18 protein-coding genes and 1 tRNA gene are annotated in these 18322 nt (G+C 66.9%); 4 read left to right on the top strand and 15 right to left on the bottom strand.

Annotation, left to right across the window (positions count from 1 at the left end; all coding sequences use genetic code 11):
- Nucleotides 1-13: 13 nt before the first annotated feature.
- The 15 genes from nuoF to tsaD all read right to left on the bottom strand — a co-directional run bounded on the left by nuoF (nucleotide 14) and on the right by tsaD (nucleotide 13703).
- On the bottom strand, nucleotides 14-1363 hold the full coding sequence (nuoF, locus tag M3149_RS01090) for an NADH-quinone oxidoreductase subunit NuoF (protein WP_251707485.1): 1350 nt from the start codon (nucleotides 1361-1363) through the stop codon (nucleotides 14-16).
- Nucleotides 1363-1881 carry an NADH-quinone oxidoreductase subunit NuoE gene (nuoE, locus tag M3149_RS01085; RefSeq protein WP_251707484.1) on the bottom strand — a complete coding sequence of 173 codons (519 nt, stop codon included), beginning with the start codon at nucleotides 1879-1881 and terminating at the stop codon, nucleotides 1363-1365. The genes nuoF and nuoE overlap by 1 nt, the downstream gene beginning before the upstream one ends.
- Nucleotides 1878-3131, bottom strand: coding sequence for an NADH-quinone oxidoreductase subunit D (locus M3149_RS01080; protein ID WP_251707483.1), 1254 nt, complete (start codon nucleotides 3129-3131; stop codon nucleotides 1878-1880). Before M3149_RS01080 ends, nuoE begins: the two co-directional genes overlap by 4 nt.
- A gap of 19 nt (nucleotides 3132-3150) precedes the next feature.
- On the bottom strand, nucleotides 3151-3774 hold the full coding sequence (locus M3149_RS01075; protein ID WP_251707482.1) for an NADH-quinone oxidoreductase subunit C: 624 nt from the start codon (nucleotides 3772-3774) through the stop codon (nucleotides 3151-3153).
- A gap of 8 nt (nucleotides 3775-3782) precedes the next feature.
- A complete protein-coding gene (locus tag M3149_RS01070; RefSeq protein ID WP_009520160.1) occupies nucleotides 3783-4262 on the bottom strand; it encodes a NuoB/complex I 20 kDa subunit family protein in 480 nt (159 codons plus the stop codon).
- Between the two features lie 36 nt (nucleotides 4263-4298).
- Nucleotides 4299-4658 (bottom strand): NADH-quinone oxidoreductase subunit A, encoded by a 360-nt coding sequence (locus tag M3149_RS01065; RefSeq protein WP_251707481.1) that lies wholly within the window; start codon nucleotides 4656-4658, stop codon nucleotides 4299-4301.
- Between the two features lie 49 nt (nucleotides 4659-4707).
- Nucleotides 4708-4792: transfer RNA gene (locus M3149_RS01060), tRNA-Leu, on the bottom strand.
- 154 nt (nucleotides 4793-4946) lie between these two features.
- Nucleotides 4947-5369: a preprotein translocase subunit SecG gene (gene secG / locus M3149_RS01055; protein ID WP_251707480.1), complete on the bottom strand. Its 423-nt coding sequence runs from the start codon at nucleotides 5367-5369 to the stop codon at nucleotides 4947-4949.
- Nucleotides 5370-5422: 53 nt separating this feature from the next.
- Complete coding sequence (tpiA, locus tag M3149_RS01050) at nucleotides 5423-6169, bottom strand: triose-phosphate isomerase (RefSeq protein WP_251707479.1); 747 nt, start codon at nucleotides 6167-6169, stop codon at nucleotides 5423-5425.
- Nucleotides 6166-7155, bottom strand: coding sequence for an NAD(P)H-quinone oxidoreductase (locus M3149_RS01045; RefSeq protein WP_251707478.1), 990 nt, complete (start codon nucleotides 7153-7155; stop codon nucleotides 6166-6168). Before M3149_RS01045 ends, tpiA begins: the two co-directional genes overlap by 4 nt.
- 22 nt (nucleotides 7156-7177) lie before the next feature.
- Complete coding sequence (gene pnp, locus M3149_RS01040; RefSeq protein ID WP_251707477.1) at nucleotides 7178-9343, bottom strand: polyribonucleotide nucleotidyltransferase; 2166 nt, start codon at nucleotides 9341-9343, stop codon at nucleotides 7178-7180.
- Nucleotides 9344-9590: 247 nt separating this feature from the next.
- Nucleotides 9591-9857: a 30S ribosomal protein S15 gene (gene rpsO, locus M3149_RS01035; RefSeq protein ID WP_251707476.1), complete on the bottom strand. Its 267-nt coding sequence runs from the start codon at nucleotides 9855-9857 to the stop codon at nucleotides 9591-9593.
- Nucleotides 9858-9997: 140 nt separating this feature from the next.
- Nucleotides 9998-11173 (bottom strand): pyridoxal phosphate-dependent aminotransferase, encoded by a 1176-nt coding sequence (locus M3149_RS01030; RefSeq protein ID WP_251707475.1) that lies wholly within the window; start codon nucleotides 11171-11173, stop codon nucleotides 9998-10000.
- 18 nt (nucleotides 11174-11191) lie between these two features.
- Nucleotides 11192-12487: a branched-chain amino acid ABC transporter substrate-binding protein gene (locus tag M3149_RS01025; RefSeq protein WP_251707474.1), complete on the bottom strand. Its 1296-nt coding sequence runs from the start codon at nucleotides 12485-12487 to the stop codon at nucleotides 11192-11194.
- Nucleotides 12488-12617: 130 nt separating this feature from the next.
- Nucleotides 12618-13703: a tRNA (adenosine(37)-N6)-threonylcarbamoyltransferase complex transferase subunit TsaD gene (gene tsaD, locus M3149_RS01020; RefSeq protein WP_251707473.1), complete on the bottom strand. Its 1086-nt coding sequence runs from the start codon at nucleotides 13701-13703 to the stop codon at nucleotides 12618-12620.
- Between the two features lie 73 nt (nucleotides 13704-13776).
- On the opposite strand from tsaD, the gene M3149_RS01015 reads away from it, so the two are divergent.
- The 4 genes from M3149_RS01015 (at nucleotide 13777) to M3149_RS01000 (ending at nucleotide 18315) form a co-directional block, all read left to right on the top strand.
- Nucleotides 13777-15027, top strand: coding sequence for a nitrate regulatory protein (locus M3149_RS01015; RefSeq protein WP_251707472.1), 1251 nt, complete (start codon nucleotides 13777-13779; stop codon nucleotides 15025-15027).
- Nucleotides 15028-15309: 282 nt separating this feature from the next.
- Nucleotides 15310-16572, top strand: a complete 1263-nt coding sequence (locus tag M3149_RS01010; RefSeq protein WP_251707471.1) for a CmpA/NrtA family ABC transporter substrate-binding protein — start codon at nucleotides 15310-15312, stop codon at nucleotides 16570-16572.
- A gap of 10 nt (nucleotides 16573-16582) precedes the next feature.
- Nucleotides 16583-17509, top strand: a complete 927-nt coding sequence (gene ntrB / locus M3149_RS01005) for a nitrate ABC transporter permease (RefSeq protein WP_251707470.1) — start codon at nucleotides 16583-16585, stop codon at nucleotides 17507-17509.
- The gene (locus M3149_RS01000; RefSeq protein WP_251707469.1) at nucleotides 17506-18315 is read left to right on the top strand and encodes an ABC transporter ATP-binding protein; all 810 of its coding nucleotides are present in this window, start codon (nucleotides 17506-17508) and stop codon (nucleotides 18313-18315) included. The genes ntrB and M3149_RS01000 overlap by 4 nt, the downstream gene beginning before the upstream one ends.
- Nucleotides 18316-18322: the final 7 nt, after the last annotated feature.

Below are 18322 nucleotides of genomic sequence, written 5' to 3'. Positions count from 1 at the left end.
GTGTTCCTCGTGCTCAGGCCGCGGCCGCTTTGGTTTGCGCGGCGGCGATGCGGGCTTCGAACTCGTGGCGGAAGTGCTTGATCATGGCGCGCACCGGCATCGCAGCAGCATCGCCCAGCGCGCAGATGGTGCGGCCCATGATGTTCTCGGCCACGTTGTCGAGCAGTTGCATGTCCTCGGGTTTGCCGAGGCCACGGTCGATGCGGTCGACCAGGCGCCAGAGCCAGCCCGTGCCCTCGCGGCAGGGCGTGCACTGGCCGCAGCTTTCGTGCATGTAGAAGTAGGACAGGCGCTTGAGCGACTCGACCATGTCGCGCGAGTCGTCCATCACGATGACGGCGCCCGAGCCGAGCATGGAGCCGGCCTTGGCGATGGAGTCGTAGTCCATCGTGCACTCCATCATGATGTGCGCGGGCAGCACCGGGGCCGACGATCCACCAGGGATCACGGCCTTGAGCTGGCGGCCCTTGCGCACACCACCGGCGAGTTCGAGCAGCTTGCTGAACGGCGTGCCGAGCGGCACCTCGTAGTTGCCCGGCAATTCGACGTCCCCGCTGACGGAGAAGATCTTGGTGCCGCCGTTGTTGGGCTTGCCGATCTCCAGATACGCCTGGCCACCGTTGCGGATGATCCAGGGCACCGCCGCGAAGGTTTCGGTGTTGTTGATGGTGGTGGGCTTGCCGTACAGGCCGAAGCTCGCGGGGAACGGCGGCTTGAAGCGCGGCTGGCCCTTCTTGCCCTCGAGCGATTCGAGCAGCGCGGTTTCCTCGCCGCAGATGTAGGCACCAAAGCCGTGAAACGCGTGCAGCTGAAAGCTGAAGCCCGAGCCCAGGATGTTGTCGCCCAGCAGGCCGGCCGCCCTCGCCTCTTCCAGCGCGGCCTCGAAGCGTTCGTACACCTCGAAGATCTCGCCGTGGATGTAGTTGTAGCCCACGCTGATGCCCATGGCATACGCCGCGATCGCCATGCCTTCGATGACGATGTGCGGGTTGTACATGAGGATGTCGCGGTCCTTGCAGGTGCCCGGCTCGCCCTCGTCGGAGTTGCACACCAGGTACTTCTGGCCCGGGAACTGGCGCGGCATGAAGCTCCACTTCAGGCCACTGGGGAAGCCAGCACCGCCGCGGCCGCGCAGGGCCGATTCCTTGACGGTGGCGATCACCTGGTCTTGCGTCAGACCTTCACCGCCGTCCTTGCCGAGGATCTTGCGCAGCGCCTGGTAGCCGCCGCGTGCCTCGTAATCCTTGAGCGACCAGTTGCGCCCGTTCAGGTCGGCGTAGATCTGCGGGTTGATGTGGCGGCCGTGGAAGCAGGTCTGCACGCCGGTGGCGGCGAACTGGCCAATGATCTGTTCGGCGTTCATCAGGCTTTGCCCTCCGTGGCGCGCAGGCCGTCGACCAGCTGGTCGAGCTTGTCGTGGCTCATGAAGCTGCACATGTGGCGGTCGTTCACCAGCATCACCGGCGCGTCGGCGCAGGCGCCCAGGCACTCGCTCTGCTGCAGCGTGAACAGGCCGTCGGGCGTGGTTTCGCCCATCTCGATGCCGAGCTTCTTCTCGAGGTGGTGCAGTGCCTTCTGGCCATCGCGCAGCTGGCACGGCAGGTTGGTGCAGACGTTGAGCTTGTATTTGCCCACCGGCCGCTGGTTGTACATGTTGTAGAAGGTCGTGACCTCATGCACCGCGATCGGCTCGACGCCGATGTAGGCCGCCAGCGCGGTCTCGGCTTCGGTGCTCACCCAGCCCTGCTCCTGCTGGATGATGGCCAGGCAGGCCATGACGGCCGAGATGCGCTGCTCGGGCGGGTACTTGGCGACCTCGCGGTCGAAGCGCGCGATGGTGGCGGCGGAGAACTGCATGGCGGTGGGCGCAGGGGCGTTCATCGGTCGATCTCCCCGAAGACGATATCCATGGTGCCGATGATGGCGACCGCATCGGCCAGCATGTGGCCGCGCGCCATCTCGTCGAGCGCGGCCAGGTGTGCGAAGCCGGGAGCGCGGATCTTCAGGCGGTAAGGCTTGTTGGCGCCGTCGCTCACGAGGTAGATGCCGAACTCGCCCTTGGGGTGTTCGACCGCAGCGTAGGCCTCGCCCTCGGGCACGTGGAAGCCTTCGGTGAAGAGCTTGAAGTGGTGGATCAGCTCTTCCATGTTGGTCTTCATCGCCTCGCGGGCGGGCGGCGCGACCTTGTGGTTGTCGGTGATCACCGGCCCGGGGTTGACGCGCAGCCAGTCCACGCACTGCTTGATGATGCGATTGGACTGCTTCATCTCCTCCATGCGCACGAGGTAGCGGTCGTAGGTGTCGCCGGTCTTGCCCACCGGAATGTCGAATTGCATGCGGTCGTACACGTCGTACGGCTGCTTCTTGCGCAAGTCCCAGGCGATACCGGAGCCGCGCAGCATGGGGCCGGTCATGCCGAGGTTGAGGGCACGCTCGGGCGTCACCACACCGATGCCCACGGTGCGCTGCTTCCAGATGCGGTTGTCGGTGAGCAGCGTGTGGTACTCGCCGAGGTAGGTCGGGAAGCGCTTCGTGAAATCGTCGATGAAGTCGAGCAGCGAACCCTGGCGGTTCTGGTTCATCTCGTCGATCGCGCGCTGGTTGCGCACCTTGCTCGCCTGGTACTGCGGCATGGTGTCGGGCAGATCGCGGTAGACGCCGCCGGGGCGGAAGTAAGCCGCGTGCATGCGCGCACCCGACACCGCCTCGTACATGTCGAACAGGTCCTCGCGCTCGCGAAAGGCGTAGATGAGGATGGTGGAGCTGCCACAGTCGTTGCCATGCGAACCCAGCCACATGAGGTGGTTGAGCAGGCGCGTGATCTCGCTGAACATCACGCGGATGTATTGCGCACGGATCGGCACCTCGATGCCCAGCAGCTTTTCGATGGCCAGGCAGTAGGCGTGCTCGTTGCACATCATGGACACGTAGTCAAGACGGTCCATGTAAGGCAGCGACTGGATGTAGGTCTTGTGCTCGGCGAGTTTTTCGGTTGCGCGATGCAGCAGGCCGATGTGCGGGTCGGCGCGCTGCACGACCTCGCCGTCGAGCTCGAGCACCAGGCGCAGCACGCCGTGGGCTGCCGGGTGCTGCGGGCCGAAGTTCAGGGTGTAGTTCTTGATCTCTGCCATGTCGGTTCGTCCCGCGGGTTCAGTGCAGGCCGCCGTAGTTGTCTTCGCGGATCACGCGCGGCGTGATCTCGCGCGGCTCGATCGTCACGGGCTCGTAGACCACCCGCTGACGCTGTGCGTCGTAGCGCATCTCGACGTGGCCGGAGAGCGGGAAATCCTTGCGGAACGGGTGGCCGATGAAGCCGTAGTCGGTGAGGATGCGCCGCAGGTCGTCGTGACCTTCGAAGACGATGCCGTACAGGTCGAAGGCCTCGCGCTCGTACCAGTTGGCACTGTTCCACAGCGCCGTGACAGAAGGCAGCACGGGAAAGTCGTCATCGGTGCAGAACACACGCACCCGCACGCGCTGGTTCAGGCTCACCGACAGCAGGTGCGACACGGCCGCAAAGCGCGCACCTTCCCAGCGACCGTCGCCATACTCGTGGTAGTCCACACCGCACAGGTCGAGCAATTGCTCGAAACGCGCTTCGGGCGCGTCATGCAGGGTCTGCATCACACCCAGGTAATCGTTGGCGCCCACGGTGACGGTGACCTCACCGCGCGAAAGCTCGACCGAGCGGGCGCGCTCGCCCAGCAGATCGGCCAGGCGCTGGCGCAGTTGTTCGGGCGCGATGGCGTGAGAAGAGGCGGCGTGTTCGGTCATGGTGCTTCTCAGGCGCGCGCGATCGTCTGGGTGCGGCGGATCTTCTGCTGCAACTGGATGATTCCGTACAGCAGGGCCTCGGCGGTGGGCGGGCAGCCGGGCACGTACACATCCACCGGCACGATGCGGTCGCAGCCGCGCACGACCGAATAGCTGTAGTGGTAGTAGCCGCCGCCATTGGCGCAGGAGCCCATCGAGAGCACCCAGCGCGGCTCGGCCATCTGGTCGTAGACCTTGCGCAGTGCCGGCGCCATCTTGTTGCACAGCGTGCCGGCCACGATCATGAGGTCGGACTGGCGCGGGCTGGCGCGAAACACCTCGGAGCCAAAGCGGCCGATGTCGTAGCGTGCAGCCGCGGCATGCATCATCTCGACAGCACAGCAGGCCAGGCCGAACGTCATCGGCCAGAGCGATCCGGTCTTGGCCCAGTTCACCACCGCGTCATAGCTGGTGGTGACGAAACCTTCCTTGAAGACACCTTCAATCATGCGCTACTCCGTCGCGCCCGCGCGGCGGGCGCAGATTCATTCCCAGTCGAGGGCGCCCTTTTTCCACTCGTAGGCAAAGCCCACGGTGAGGATGGCGAGGAAAACCACACCGGCCACGAAACCTGTGACACCGATGTCATTGAAGGCCACCGCCCAGGGGATGAGAAAAGCGATCTCGAGATCGAACAGGATGAAGAGGATGGCCACCAGGTAGTAGCGCACATCGAACTTCATGCGCGCGTCTTCGAAGGCTTCGAAGCCGCACTCGTAGGGGGAGTTCTTCTCGGCGTCCGGCAGGTTGGGGCCAAGGATGTAGCCAAGCACCTGGGGGATGACGCCTACCGCGATACCCACAAGGATGAACAGAAGCACGGGGAGGTACTGGTCTAGGCTCATCGTGGGTCGGTTCCATAAGCCGGGCCTGCGGGCCGGGCCTTCAACGATCTGGTGCCGACGGCGAGACTCGAACTCGCACAGCTTTCGCCACTACCCCCTCAAGATAGCGTGTCTACCAATTTCACCACGTCGGCTTGGGTCTGCGTTGCCATGCTCACGAGGCTTGAGTGAGCAATCGCGACAACCCAGGGAGTTTACCCTGAAATGCACCCCTCTTTCGGGGTGGACGGGACCCTTTTTTAAGGCACCCGCGCCGCATGCGTCAGCACGCGGCAAGGATGCTCACATTCACTGCGAGGGGATCTGACCGGCACCCGCGGGAGCCTGTGCCGGCGCGCCTTGCGCGGGCGCACCCTGAGCGGGCGCGGCGCCCGGCGCAGGTGCCGGCACGGGAACGCCGCCAGGGATCTGCTGCGCAGGCGTGGCCGGCACGGACTCAAGCACGCTGCCCGAACTCGGCGCCTCACGCAGGTTGCCGAAGTAGGCCAGACCCAGCGTGCAGGCGAGAAACACCGCGGCGAGCACGGCCGTGGTTCGCGAGAGGAAGTTCGCACCGCCCGAAGCGCCGAACAGGCTGGCCGAGCCCGCACCGCCGCCGCCGAAGGCCGCGCCAGCGTCAGCGCCCTTGCCGTGCTGCATCAGGATGAGGCCGATCATGCCCAGGGCAGCGAGGATCTGCACCACAAGCAGGAGGGTCAACAGGAAGTTCATCGATTTCTCCGGGTTTCGTGCGAACGGCGCGCGCCGTTGCTGAAGGTTCTGAATCAGTGGGCGGCAGCGACGATCTGCAGGAAATCGGGCGCCTTGAGCGACGCACCGCCGATGAGGCCGCCGTCAATATCGGGCTGCGCCAGCAAGCTGGCGGCGTTGGCCGCGTTCATGCTGCCGCCATAGAGAATGCGCACGCGTTCGGGGTGGGCGGTTGCCGCAGCGATCTGCGCCCGCAACACCGCATGCACCTGCTGGGCCTGCTCTGGCGTGGCGGTCTTGCCGGTACCGATGGCCCACACGGGCTCGTAAGCCACCACGATCTCGCTCGTGCAGTGCGCCACGGTGTGGATCACCGCGGCGAGCTGACGTTTGACCACGGCCTCGGTCTGGCCGGCTTCACGCTCGGCCAGTGTTTCGCCCACGCAGACGATGGGGGTGACGCCGCCCGCAAGCGCACGCTGGGCCTTGGCGGCCACCAGCGCATCGGTCTCGCCGTGGTACTGGCGGCGCTCGGAGTGGCCGACGATGGCAAAGCGGCAACCGAAGTCGCGCAGCATGGCCACCGACACCTCACCGGTGTAGGCGCCCTGCTCGTGCGGCGAAACGTCCTGCGCGCCCCAGGCGATGGCGGTGCCGTGAAGCAAGGACTGCATCTGCGCCAGATAGGGGGTCGGCGCGCACACCGCCACCTCGGCGGCGGGCGAACCGATCTGTGCCAGCAGCGCGCGCAGCAACGCCTCATTGGCGGCCAGGCCGCCATTCATCTTCCAGTTGCCGGCAATGAGTTTTTTCATCGTCATGACCAACGCAGCATCAGCTTGCCGATGTGGCGATTCGATTCCATGAGCGCGTGGGCGTCGGCCGCTTGCGCGGGCTCGAACACCTGGTGGATCACCGGCTTGATGGTGCCCGCCGCCAACAGCGGCCACACGCGTTCACGCAGCGAGCGCGCAATGGCGGCTTTGAAGGCCACAGGGCGCGGGCGCAACGTGGAGCCGGTGATGGTGAGGCGACGACGCAGCACCAGACCGGCGTTGAACTCGGCCTTCACGCCGCCCTGCACCGCAATGATGACCAGCCGGCCGTCCTCGGCCAGACAGTCGATTTCGCGTGCCACGTAGCTGCCTGCGACCATGTCGAGGATCACGTCCACGCCACGGCCGCCGGTGATGTCGGCCACGGCGGCAACGAAATCCTGCGTGCGGTAGTTGATCGCGTGGTCAGCGCCCAGCGCCTTGCAGGCCGCGCACTTCTCGTCGCTGCCGGCGGTCGCAATCACCACCGCGCCCATGGCCTTGGCCATCTGGATGACGGTGACGCCGATGCCGCTGGTGCCACCCTGCACGAGCAGGGTCTCACCGGGCTGCAGGCGACCGCGGTCGAACACGTTGCTCCACACGGTGAAGAAGGTCTCGGGCAGCGAGGCTGCGGCCACGTCGTCCAGACCCGCCGGCACCGGCAGGCACTGGCCGACGGGGGCCACGCACCATTGCGCGTAGCCGCCACCGGCCACCAACGCACAGACGCGATCACCGACCTTCAGCCCGGCCTCGGCCATGGCCGCCACGTCACCGGATTCGATGACACCGGCCACTTCGAGGCCAGGGATGTCGGACGCGCCGGGCGGCACCGGGTAGTTGCCGGTGCGCTGCAGCACGTCGGGGCGGTTCACGCCCGACGCGCTGACACGGATCAGCACCTCACCTGTACTCGCCACCGGGCGTTCGCGCTCGGCCAGGCGCAACACCTCGGGGCCACCGTAGGCGCCGATCTCGACAACCTGCATGCTCGGCATGTCGGCGCGTACCTTACTGCTGCTGCTGTTGCTGCTGCTGGGCAGCGGCCTCGGCGGACGCGCGATCACCACGATCACCACCGCCGTTGCGCTCGAGCAGCGCCTTCATCGACAGCTTGACGCGACCCTTCTCGTCGGTCTCGAGCACCTTGACCTTCACGATCTGGCCTTCCGACAGGTAGTCGGTGACCTTCTCGACGCGCTCGTGCGCGATCTGGCTGATGTGCAGCAGGCCGTCCTTGCCGGGCAGCAGGTTCACCAGGGCACCGAAGTCGAGGATCTTGGTGATCGGGCCTTCGTAGACCTTGCCCACTTCCACCTCGGCCGTGATCTGTTCGATGCGGCGTTTTGCCTCGTCGGCCTTGGCCGAATCGGTGGAGGCGATGGTGATGGTGCCGTCTTCGTCGATGTTGATCTGGGTGCCGGTTTCTTCGGTCAGCGCACGGATCACGGCGCCGCCCTTGCCGATCACGTCGCGGATCTTCTCCGGGTTGATCTTCATCGTGTACAGCTTGGGCGCAAAACTGGAGATCTCGGTCTTGGCCTCGCCCATGGCTTCCTGCATCTTGCCCAGGATGTGCATGCGCGCCTCTTTGGCTTGGGCCAGCGCGACCTGCATGATTTCCTTGGTGATGCCCTGGATCTTGATGTCCATCTGCAGGGCGGTGATGCCGTTGGTGGTGCCGGCGACCTTGAAGTCCATGTCGCCCAGATGATCTTCGTCACCCAGGATGTCGGTCAGCACGGCAAAGCGGTTGCCATCCTTGATGAGGCCCATGGCGATGCCGGCGACGTGCGCCTTCATCGGCACGCCGGCGTCCATCAGTGCCAGGCAGCCGCCGCAGACGGAGGCCATCGACGACGAACCGTTGGACTCGGTGATCTCGGACACCACACGGATGGTGTAGGGGAACTCTTCCTTGCTCGGCAGGCAGGCCACCAGGGCGCGCTTGGCCAGGCGGCCGTGGCCGATCTCGCGGCGCTTGGGGCTGCCCACGCGGCCGGTTTCGCCGGTGGCGAAGGGCGGCATGTTGTAGTGGAGCATGAAGCGGTCTTCAAACTCGCCGGCCAGCGCGTCGATCTTCTGCGCGTCGCGGTCGGTGCCCAGCGTGGCAATCACCAGCGCCTGGGTTTCACCGCGCGTGAACAGCGCCGAGCCGTGGGTGCGCGGCAGCACGCCGTTGCGGATCTCGATGTTGCGCACGGTGCGCGTGTCGCGGCCGTCGATGCGCGGCTCGCCAGCCAGGATCTGGCCGCGCACGATGCGCGCTTCGATATCGAACAGCAGGCCTTCGACCTTGACGCTGTCGAACTCGACGCCGGCGGCCTTGAGGCCGTCCATCACGGCGGCGTAGGCCTCACGGCAGGCCTGGGTGCGTGCCTGCTTGTTGCGGATCTGGTAGGCAGCGCGCAGCTTGTCTTCGCCGAGTTCGGCCACCTTGGCGATCAGCGGTTCGTCGCGCGCGGGGGCTTCCCAGGTCCACTCGGGCTTGCCGGCTTCGCGCACCAGGTCGTTGATGGCGTTGATCGCGATGTTGCCCTGCTCGTGGCCGAACACCACGGCGCCCAGCATGATCTCTTCGGACAGCTGCTCGGCCTCGGATTCGACCATCAGCACCGCGGCCTGCGTGCCGGCGACCACCAGATCCATCTGCGAGTTCTGGCGCTCGGTCTGGCCCGGGTTGAGCACGTACTGGCCGTTGATGTAGCCCACGCGCGCGGCACCGATCGGGCCGTTGAAGGGGATGCCGGAGACCGACAGCGCGGCCGAGGTCGCGATCATCGCGGCGATGTCGGCATCCACCTCGGGGTTCAGCGACAGCGTGTGGATGACCACCTGCACTTCGTTGAAGAAGCCCTCGGGAAACAGGGGGCGGATCGGGCGGTCGATCAGGCGGCTGGTCAGCGTCTCCAGCTCGCTCGGGCGGCCTTCGCGCTTGAAGAAGCTGCCGGGGATCTTGCCGGCGGCGTAGGTCTTCTCGATGTAGTCCACGGTCAGCGGGAAGAAATCCTGGCCGGCCTTGGCTTCCTTGCGCGCGACGACGGTGGCCAGCACCACGGTGCCCTCCATGTCGAGCAGAACGGCGCCGGTGGACTGGCGCGCGATTTCGCCGGTTTCCATGGTGACCGTGTGCTGGCCCCACTGGAAGGTCTTGGTGACTTTGTTGAACATGCTCATGGGTTCATCTCCTGTTCGCCGCCCGCTTCTTCGGGCGGCATGGCGTGCAGTGGTCTGCACCTTCCCGGAGAACGCACCCAGAACACGATGCCATTCCAGAGCCGCTGCGCAGCGCGCAACCGCTTTGGAATGACACAGCTTCGCTCGGTGTGTGAACTCCGGACTTCAGCGAACCGGTGCGCAGAACGCAAAAAGCCCGAGCCAGCGAACCAACTCAGGCTTGTTGCGTGGGCACACCCGGCTCAAATTACTTGCGCAGGCCCAGTTTCTGGATCAGGGCCAGGTAGCGGTCGGCGTCCTTGGCCTTGAGGTAGTCGAGCAGCTTGCGGCGGCGGCTCACCATGCGCAGCAGACCGCGACGGCCGTGGTGGTCCTTGGCGTGCGTCTTGAAGTGCGGGGTGAGTTCGTTGATCCGGGCGGTCAGCAGCGCGACCTGGACTTCGGGGCTGCCGGTGTCGTGGGCGGCACGGGCATTGGCGGCAATGACGTCCGCCTTGGCTTGTTGAGCAATCATTTCGGTTTCCTGTGAACTTGCGTCCCGCTGCAGCGACTGCCAACCGTTGGTTCGACCTGCCGCGACGGGCGTGAACTGCCACTGCGAGCGCAACGGCAACCCGGCATTCTAGCCGAATCGGCCTGGCGGGGGGCTGCCGCTCAACGGGCCGTCGCCAGCCAGCCCTTCAGGCGCGCCACGCCCTCGACCAGGCGTGCGGTGTCGCGGCTGGCAAAACACCAGCGCAGCCAGCCGCTGGCCTCGGCCCCGAAAGCGCTGCCCGGCGCCAACCCGAGGCCGGCTTCGCGCACCAGTCGTTTTGCAACGTTCAGGCAGTCAGCCTGCCCCGGCAATTGGAAAAAGGCATACATGCCGGCGCGCGGCGTGGCCAGCGCCACACCCGGCAGTGCCTGCAGCAGCGGCACCAGGGAGTCGCGGCATTGGCGCAGGTGGGCCACCAGGGCGGGCGTGACCGAATCGCCATGGGCGATGGCGGCCACCGCGCCGCGTTGCACGAACACCGGCGCGCACGAGGTGTTGAACTCGATCAGCTTGCCCACCGGCTCGGTGAGGGCCCGCGGCAGCACCAGCCACCCCAGGCGCCAGCCAGTCATCAGAAAGCTCTTGGAGAAGCTGTGGGCCACGATCAGGCGGTCCTCGGGCTCAGCCACGTCCAGGAAGCTCGGCGCCGCACCATTCGCGGTATCGGCTTCGAAGTAAAGCCGCTCGTAGACCTCGTCGGCGACGATCCAGGTACCCGTGGCGCGGCAGTGCGCCAGGATGGCGCGCTGCTCGACCGCGGTGAGCGTGAAGCCGGTCGGGTTGGCCGGCGCGTTGACGATCAGCACACGCGTGGCCGGTGTGATGGCAGCACGCAGGGCGCCGAGGTCGAGCGTCCAGGCGCCGGCGCGCGGCACCAGCGACACCGTGCGCACACGCGCCCCCATGATCTGCGGCTGCGCCACCAGGTTGGGCCAGGCAGGCGTGAGCACCACCACCTCGTCGCCCGCGTTCACGAGCGTCTGGGCGGCCAGCATGAGGCCGTTGACGCCGCCCGATGTGACGGCGATGCGCTCAAACCAGTGCGTCGCCCCGCGGCCGGGGTGCAGGCGCTCGGTGTAGCCGGCGATGGCCTGACGCAGCTCGGGCAGGCCCAGGTTGTGGGCATAGAACGTCTCGCCCGCTTGCAGCGAAGCGATCGCTGCGGCGCGGATCGGCTCGGGCGTCACCTCGTCGCTCTCGCCGAACCAGAACGCCAGCACGCCCTCGCGGCCGATGCCCTCATTGGCCACCTCCCGAATCCGCGAGCCCTGCAGGCCCGCCACCACCTCACGCATTACCGCTCTCCGTCGTTGTCAGGGACGGCCCATCGTACAGGTGTGCGGCATCTCGGCCTGCTGCGGCGCGAGGTTGCGGATCACCCGGAAACCGTAGCCCGAGCCTTCGACATCGAACTTCACGCCAGGCGCGCCCTGGCGCTCCATCACGGCCACGGCCAGGTTCTGCTGGAACTGGTGATCGCCCTCGCGCATGCGCCCGCGCTGACCGGCCAGCGACACGTCGGCCTGCGCCAGCGCGGCAGCAATCGCGCCCGCCTCCACCTTGCCCGCGCGCTCGATGGCCTGCGCCAGCGCTTCGATCATGAGCTGCATGCGCATGTGCACGTAATCGTCTTCGGGTTTGGGAAAGCGCTCGCGAAAGCTGCGATAGAAGGTCTCGCTGTCGGCGTTGGGTACGTTCGGGAACCAGTCGGCCACGGCGACCACCTTGCCCACGCCGGCCTCGCCGATGGCCGCGGGTGCGCCCAGCGCGTTGCCGTAGAAGGTGTAGAAGCGGCCCTCGAAGCCGACATCGCGGGCAGCCTTCACCAGCAACGTAAGGTCGTTGCCCCAGTTGCCGGTGAGCACGGCCTGCGCGCCGCTGGTTTTGATCTTGGTGGCGTACGGGAGGAAGTCCTTCACGCGGCCAATCGGGTGCAGCTCGTCACCCACGATCTGCACGTCGGGCCGCTGCGCGCCCAGCTGACGCCGCGCCTCGCGCAGCACACCCTGGCCGAAGCTGTAGTCCTGGCCGATCAGGTAGATGCGTTTCAAGTCCTTGTCTTCGCGAAGCACGCCCATGAGCGCGCTCATGCGCATGTCGGCGTGGGCATCGAAGCGGAAATGCCAGAAGCTGCATTTCTCGTTGGTGAGCGACGGGTCCACCGCGGAGTAGTTGAGGAAGAGCTGGCGGCGCTGTGGCTCGCGCTCGTTGTGCTTGTTGATCGCCTCGATCAGCGCACTGGCCGCGGCCGACGAGTTGCCCTGGGCCACGATCGCAATGCCCCGATCGACCGCCAGTCGCAGCGAGGACAGCGCCTCCTCGGTCTGCCCTTTGCTGTCGAAGCGTTCAATCTGCAGCGGACGCGCGCCACCGGGCAGCTTGACGCCGCCCCGCGCGTTCACGCGCTCGGCCGCCCACAACAGGTTTCGGTACACCGCCTCGCCGGTGTTGGCAAACGGGCCCGAAAGCCCTTCGATCATGGCGATGCGGATCGGCTCGCCACGCGGCGCCGACGGGGCAGACTGGGCCAATGCCAGCGGCACGGCGGAAACGGACAGCAGGGCGGCGCCCAGCGCGGCCAGGCCGCGGCGACGGGAAACGGGAAACATGGACAACTCCGTGGTGAAACCTCGGGCGCACGATGGGGCGCCCTGTCGATTTGTCGCATGCGCGACAGATCGAGACTTTAATTCATAATTATTGCGAGCTTTCGACCTCTGATCGGCATGCAATGCGGTGTCACACCGCCGGCGACAGGTTGGCCAGCGGCCACCGCGGCGCGACGTCGAAACGGCCCGCCGGCCCGGTTTGCCCGAGCAAACCGGCCTGGGCGCGCAGCCCGGCGGCCAGGGCGATCATGGCGCCGTTGTCGGTGCACAGGGCCAGCTCGGGGTAGTGCACGCGCAAGCCGCGCCGCGTGGCTTGCGCGTTCAATTGGGCACGCAAGCGTGCGTTCGCGCCCACGCCGCCTGCCACCACAAGCCGGCGCAGGCCGGTGCTTTCGATCGCGGCGAGCGACTTCTTCACCAGCACGTCCACGATGGCGGCCTGCACGCTGGCGGCCACGTCGGCTTTTTCCTGCGGTGTCAGTGGGTCGGCCAGGTGGGTGGTGGCCGGGCCCTCGGGCGCCGCATGTGCGAGACGCTTCACCTGCGTGAGCACCGCCGTCTTGAGGCCGGCAAAAGAGAAATCGAGATCACCGCTGTGCAACAGCGGGCGCGGAAACTTGTAGGCGATGTCGCTGCCCTGCTCCGCCAGCCGAGCCAGTGCCGGCCCGCCCGGGTAGCCCAGGCCCAGCAGCTTGGCGGACTTGTCGAAGGCTTCGCCGGCCGCGTCATCGATGGTCTCACCCAGGAGTTCGTAGCGCCCCACCCCGTCCACCCGCATCAGCTGCGTGTGGCCACCCGACACGAGCAAGGCCACGAACGGGAACTCGGGCGGGTCCGCACTCAGGAAGGGCGACAACAAGTGCCCTTCGAGGTGATGCACGCCGATCACCGGCTTGCCCAGCGCCACGCCGAGCGCGTGCGCCACGCCGGTGCCCACCAACAACGCCCCGGCCAGACCGGGGCCACGCGTGCAGGCCACTGCATCGATCGCGTCCAGCCCCAGGCCGGCCTGCGCCAGCACCGCGTCGGTGAGCGGCAGCACGCGGCGGATGTGGTCGCGGCTGGCCAGCTCGGGCACCACACCGCCATAGGCCTGGTGCATGTCGATCTGGCTGTGCAGCGCGTGACCCAGCAGACGCGGCACGCCGTGGCCACTGGCATCCACCAGGGCCACGCCGGTTTCGTCGCAGGAGGATTCGATACCCAGGATTCGCATGAGGGGCGGGAGTTTAAGCGCGGCACGCTTGTTGCTCACGTGAGGGGGTGATGAGGCATGGGGTGGACGAGGAATGAAAACGGGCCTGGACTTTCTGCTGGCCGCCAAGCGCTGCGAGATCGATGGCCTGCAGCGACTGGCGTTCACCGCCACGCTGGTGGACGTGACCGCGCGGCTGGTGCACAGCCTGCAGCGCGAGCGCGGGCTGACCAACATGGTGCTGGCGTCGCAGGGCACGCGCTTCAACGAGGCGCGGGGTGCCCAGCTGGGTGCCTCGCGGCAGGTCGAGGCCGAATGGCGCGCGCAGTTCGAGCGGCTGGACGCCAGCGCCGCACAGGCTGGCCACGGCGCGCGCCTGTTCAGCCGAATCGCCTATGTGCTTCAAGGGCTGGACGGCCTGGAGCCCCTGCGCGAACGCCTGTGCGGCGGTGAATGGAATACCGCGCGCGCCACCGAGGCCTACGTGCGCCTCATCGCCGCGCTGCTGGCCGTGGTGTTCGAGGCCGCCGACAGCGCCACCGACCCCGAGGTCTCGCGCCGGCTGGTGGCGCAGTTCAATTTCATGCAGGGCAAGGAGTTCGCGGGGCAGGAGCGCGCACTGGGCGCGGCCCTGTTCGCGCGCGGCCAGGCCGATGCGGCCGAGCAGCAACGCCTGCTGCACCTCATCGAATCGCAGGATCGTTGCCTGGAGGTGTTCGGCGCCTTCGCGCCGCCCGAGACCCGCGCCATGCTCACCGCGCCGCACGCCGGCGGCACGCTGGCCGAACTGGAGCGCCTGCGCCGCGTGCTGTGCACCGCGGCGCACGGTGCCGCCCTCAGGCCCGAGCTCAGCCAGACCTGGTTCGACACCTGCAGCGCGCGCATCGACGGCATGAAGGGCGTGGAAGACCGCCTCACCGCCGACCTGCGCGATCTGTGCAGCGAAAAGATCGCACACGCCCAGGCCGAACTCGCCACATTCGGCGCGCTCGCCGCGCATCCGGCACCCGATCCGCTGGCGTTCTACCTGGCTCCTGCCGACCCGCACCCCGCGCCGGTCACCACCCAGGGCTTCGGCTTGCCCCTGGAGCGCTCGGTGCTTGAACTCGTCAACGACCAGGCACGCCGGCTGCAGGCGATGGGGGATGAACTCGAGGCCGTGCGCGCCAGCCTCAACGAGCGCCGGCTCATCGAACGCGCCAAGGGCTTGTTGATGGCGCACCGCCACCTGAGCGAGGCCGATGCGCACAAGGCGCTGCGCCAGATGGCCATGAACCAGAACCGGCGCCTGGTGGACGTGGCCGAGGCGGTGCTCTCGATGGCCGCGGTGCTGCCGCCGCGCTGAGTGCACTGCTGCGGTGCACAACAAGGGTTCGCGCGCACCAAGCAAGCGCCCGGCTCGCAGCGCGCGGCAAGCAAATCAACCACTTGCGAACACAGCGCGGGCTGGCACGGTCCCTGCATTGATCACATCAGACGGAGAGCGGCCAACGGCGGTCGGTTTCCGGCAAGTCTCCCCAGACACGGACAACGGCGTCCATTTCCCACCCGCGCCTCGCGGGAACGGAAATGGGCGCCGTTGTGTTTTGGGGCTGTGGAATCTTCATTCAACGCAGGAGCTGGACCCATGACCGCAGCGCACACGCCCACGAGCCCTTCCGCCGCCCAACCCACCCGGCGCGAGCTGATCAAGCAAGGCGCCGCAAGCGCCGCCCTCTTCGCCAGCCTGGGCCACCTGCCCGTGTTCGCCGCCGGCTCCGACGCGCCCGAGAAGAAGGAAGTGAAGATCGGTTTCATACCGCTGACCGACTGCGCGAGCGTCGTCATGGCCTCGGTGCTGGGCATCGACCAGAAGTACGGCGTGAAGATCATTCCCACCAAGGAAGCGAGCTGGCCAGGCGTGCGTGACAAGCTCGTCAACGGCGAGCTGGACATGGCGCACGTGCTATGGGGCCTGATCTACGGCGTGCATCTGGGCACCGCCGGCCCGAAGAAGGACATGGCGGTCCTGATGAACCTGAACCACAACGGCCAGGCCATCACGCTGTCGAAAAAGCTCGCCGACAAAGGCGCGGTGGACGCCGCCAGCCTGGCCAGGCTGATGGCCACCGAAAAGCGCGAATACACCTTCGCCCAGACCTTCCCCACCGGCACGCACGCCATGTGGCTGTACTACTGGCTGGCGTCGGCCGGCATCCAGCCCCTGAAGGACAGCAAGATCATCACCGTGCCGCCACCGCAGATGGTGGCCAACATGCGCGTGGGCAACATGGACGGCTTCTGCGTGGGCGAGCCCTGGAACCACCGCGCCATCATGGACAACATCGGCATCACCGCCGTCACCACGCAGGACATCTGGAAGGACCACCCCGAAAAGGCACTGGGCACCACGGGCGAGTTCGCGCAGAAGTACCCCAACACCTGCCGCGCGGTGGTGGCCGCCATCCTGGAAGCCGGCAAGTGGATCGACGCTGGCCTGCAGAACAAGCTGAAGATGGCCGAGACCGTGGCCGACCGCGCCTATGTGAACACCAGCGTGGACGCCATCAACCAGCGCATCCTGGGCCGCTACCAGAACGGGCTGGGCAAGACCTGGGACGACCCCAACCACATGAAGTTCTTCAATGACGGCGCGGTGAACTTCCCCTACCTGTCCGACGGCATGTGGTTCCTCACGCAGCACAAGCGCTGGGGCCTGCTGAAAGACCATCCCGACTACCTGGCCGTGGCGCAGCAGATCAACAAGATCGACCTCTACAAACAAGGCGCCGCCGCCGCCAAGGTCAATGTGCCCAAGGAGACGATGCGCAGCAGCAAGCTCATCGACGGCGTGGTGTGGGACGGCAAGAACCCCAAGGCGTATGCCGACGGCTTCAAGGTCCAGGTCTGAGGAGAACGCCATGGTCAGCGCTGTTTTTCATTCACCGCTCGCGGTGCCCGATCCGGTGAACCCGCCCGCCCGCAAACCCGCGGTGGCGGCCCACGCCCCCGAACCCCTGCCCGCAGCCGCGCCGGAGGCCAACGCCCACACCCGCATGCCCATCGACTGGAAGGCCTTCTGGCTGCGGGTTGTCCCGCCCGCTCTGGGCCTCGGCCTGCTGGTGCTGTTGTGGGGAATGATCGCCAAGTCCGCCGACAGCGGCATCCCCTCGCCCGCCGTGACCTGGGAGGCCGCGGTCAAGCTGTTCAGCGACCCGTTCTATTCCAACGGCCCCAACGACCAGGGTATCGGCTGGAACGTGCTGTCCTCCCTGCAGCGCGTGGGCATGGGCTTCGGCATGGCCGCGCTGGTGGGCATTCCGGTGGGCTTTGCCATCGGGCGCTTCAGCTTCCTCTCGCGCATGTTCAACCCGCTCATCAGCCTGCTGCGCCCGGTCTCGCCGCTGGCCTGGCTGCCCATCGGCCTGCTGGTGTTCAAGGGCGCCAACCCGGCCGCCATCTGGACCATCTTCATCTGCTCCATCTGGCCCATGATCATCAACACCGCGGTGGGCGTGCAGCGTGTGCCGCAGGATTACATGAACGTGGCGCGCGTGCTCAACCTGAGCGAATGGAAGATCGTCACCCGGATCCTGCTGCCGGCCGTGCTGCCGTACATGCTCACCGGCGTGCGCCTGGCGGTCGGTACCGCGTGGCTCGTCATCGTGGCGGCCGAGATGCTCACCGGCGGCGTCGGCATCGGCTTCTGGGTGTGGGACGAGTGGAACAACCTCAACGTTGCCCACATCATCATCGCGATCTTCACCATCGGCCTCGTGGGCCTGGTGCTGGAGTTCGCGCTCATCAAACTGGCCACCGCCTTCACCTACGAGGACGTCAAGTCATGAGCGCCGACGACAGCAAGTACATCGAGATCCAGGGCGTCGCGCAGACCTTCAAGACGCAAAAGGGCCTGTTCCCCGCACTGCGCGACATTCACCTCACCGTCGCCAAGGGCGAGTTCGTCGCCCTCATCGGTCACTCGGGTTGCGGCAAGTCCACGCTGCTCAACCTCATTGCCGGCCTCACCACGCCCACCAGCGGCGTGCTGCTGTGCGCCGACCGCGAGATCGACGGCCCCGGCCCCGAGCGCGCGGTGGTGTTCCAGAACCATTCGCTGCTGCCCTGGCTCACCTGCTTCGAGAACGTGTACCTGGCGGTGGAGCGCGTGTTCGGCGCCACCGAGAAACGGGCTCAGCTCAAGGCCCGCACCGATGCCGCGCTGGCGCTGGTGGGCCTGTCGCACGCGGCCAGCAAGCGCCCCGGCGAGATCTCAGGCGGCATGAAGCAGCGCGTGGGCATTGCACGTGCACTGAGCATGGAGCCCAAGGTGCTGCTGATGGATGAGCCTTTCGGCGCGCTCGACGCGCTCACCCGCGCCCGGCTGCAGGACGAACTGCTGGAGATCGTGGCCACCACACAGGCCACCGTGGTGATGGTGACGCACGACGTGGACGAGGCCGTGCTGCTGGCCGACCGCATCGTCATGATGACCAACGGCCCGGCCGCCACCATCGGCGAGGTGCTGCGCGTGGACCTGCCGCGCCCGCGCCATCGCGTGGCCCTGGCCGACGACCCGCGCTACCAGCAGTGCCGCAAGGCGGTGATCGATTTCCTCTACACGCGGCAAGGCCACGTGGAAAAAGCCGCCTGAGGAGAAC

This window comes from Hydrogenophaga intermedia, from assembly GCF_023715105.1.
Classification (GTDB): Bacteria; Pseudomonadota; Gammaproteobacteria; order Burkholderiales; family Burkholderiaceae_C; genus Hydrogenophaga; species Hydrogenophaga intermedia_A.
Note: the sequence above shows the minus strand (reverse complement) of the source record. Positions and strands in the feature narration are given on the sequence as shown.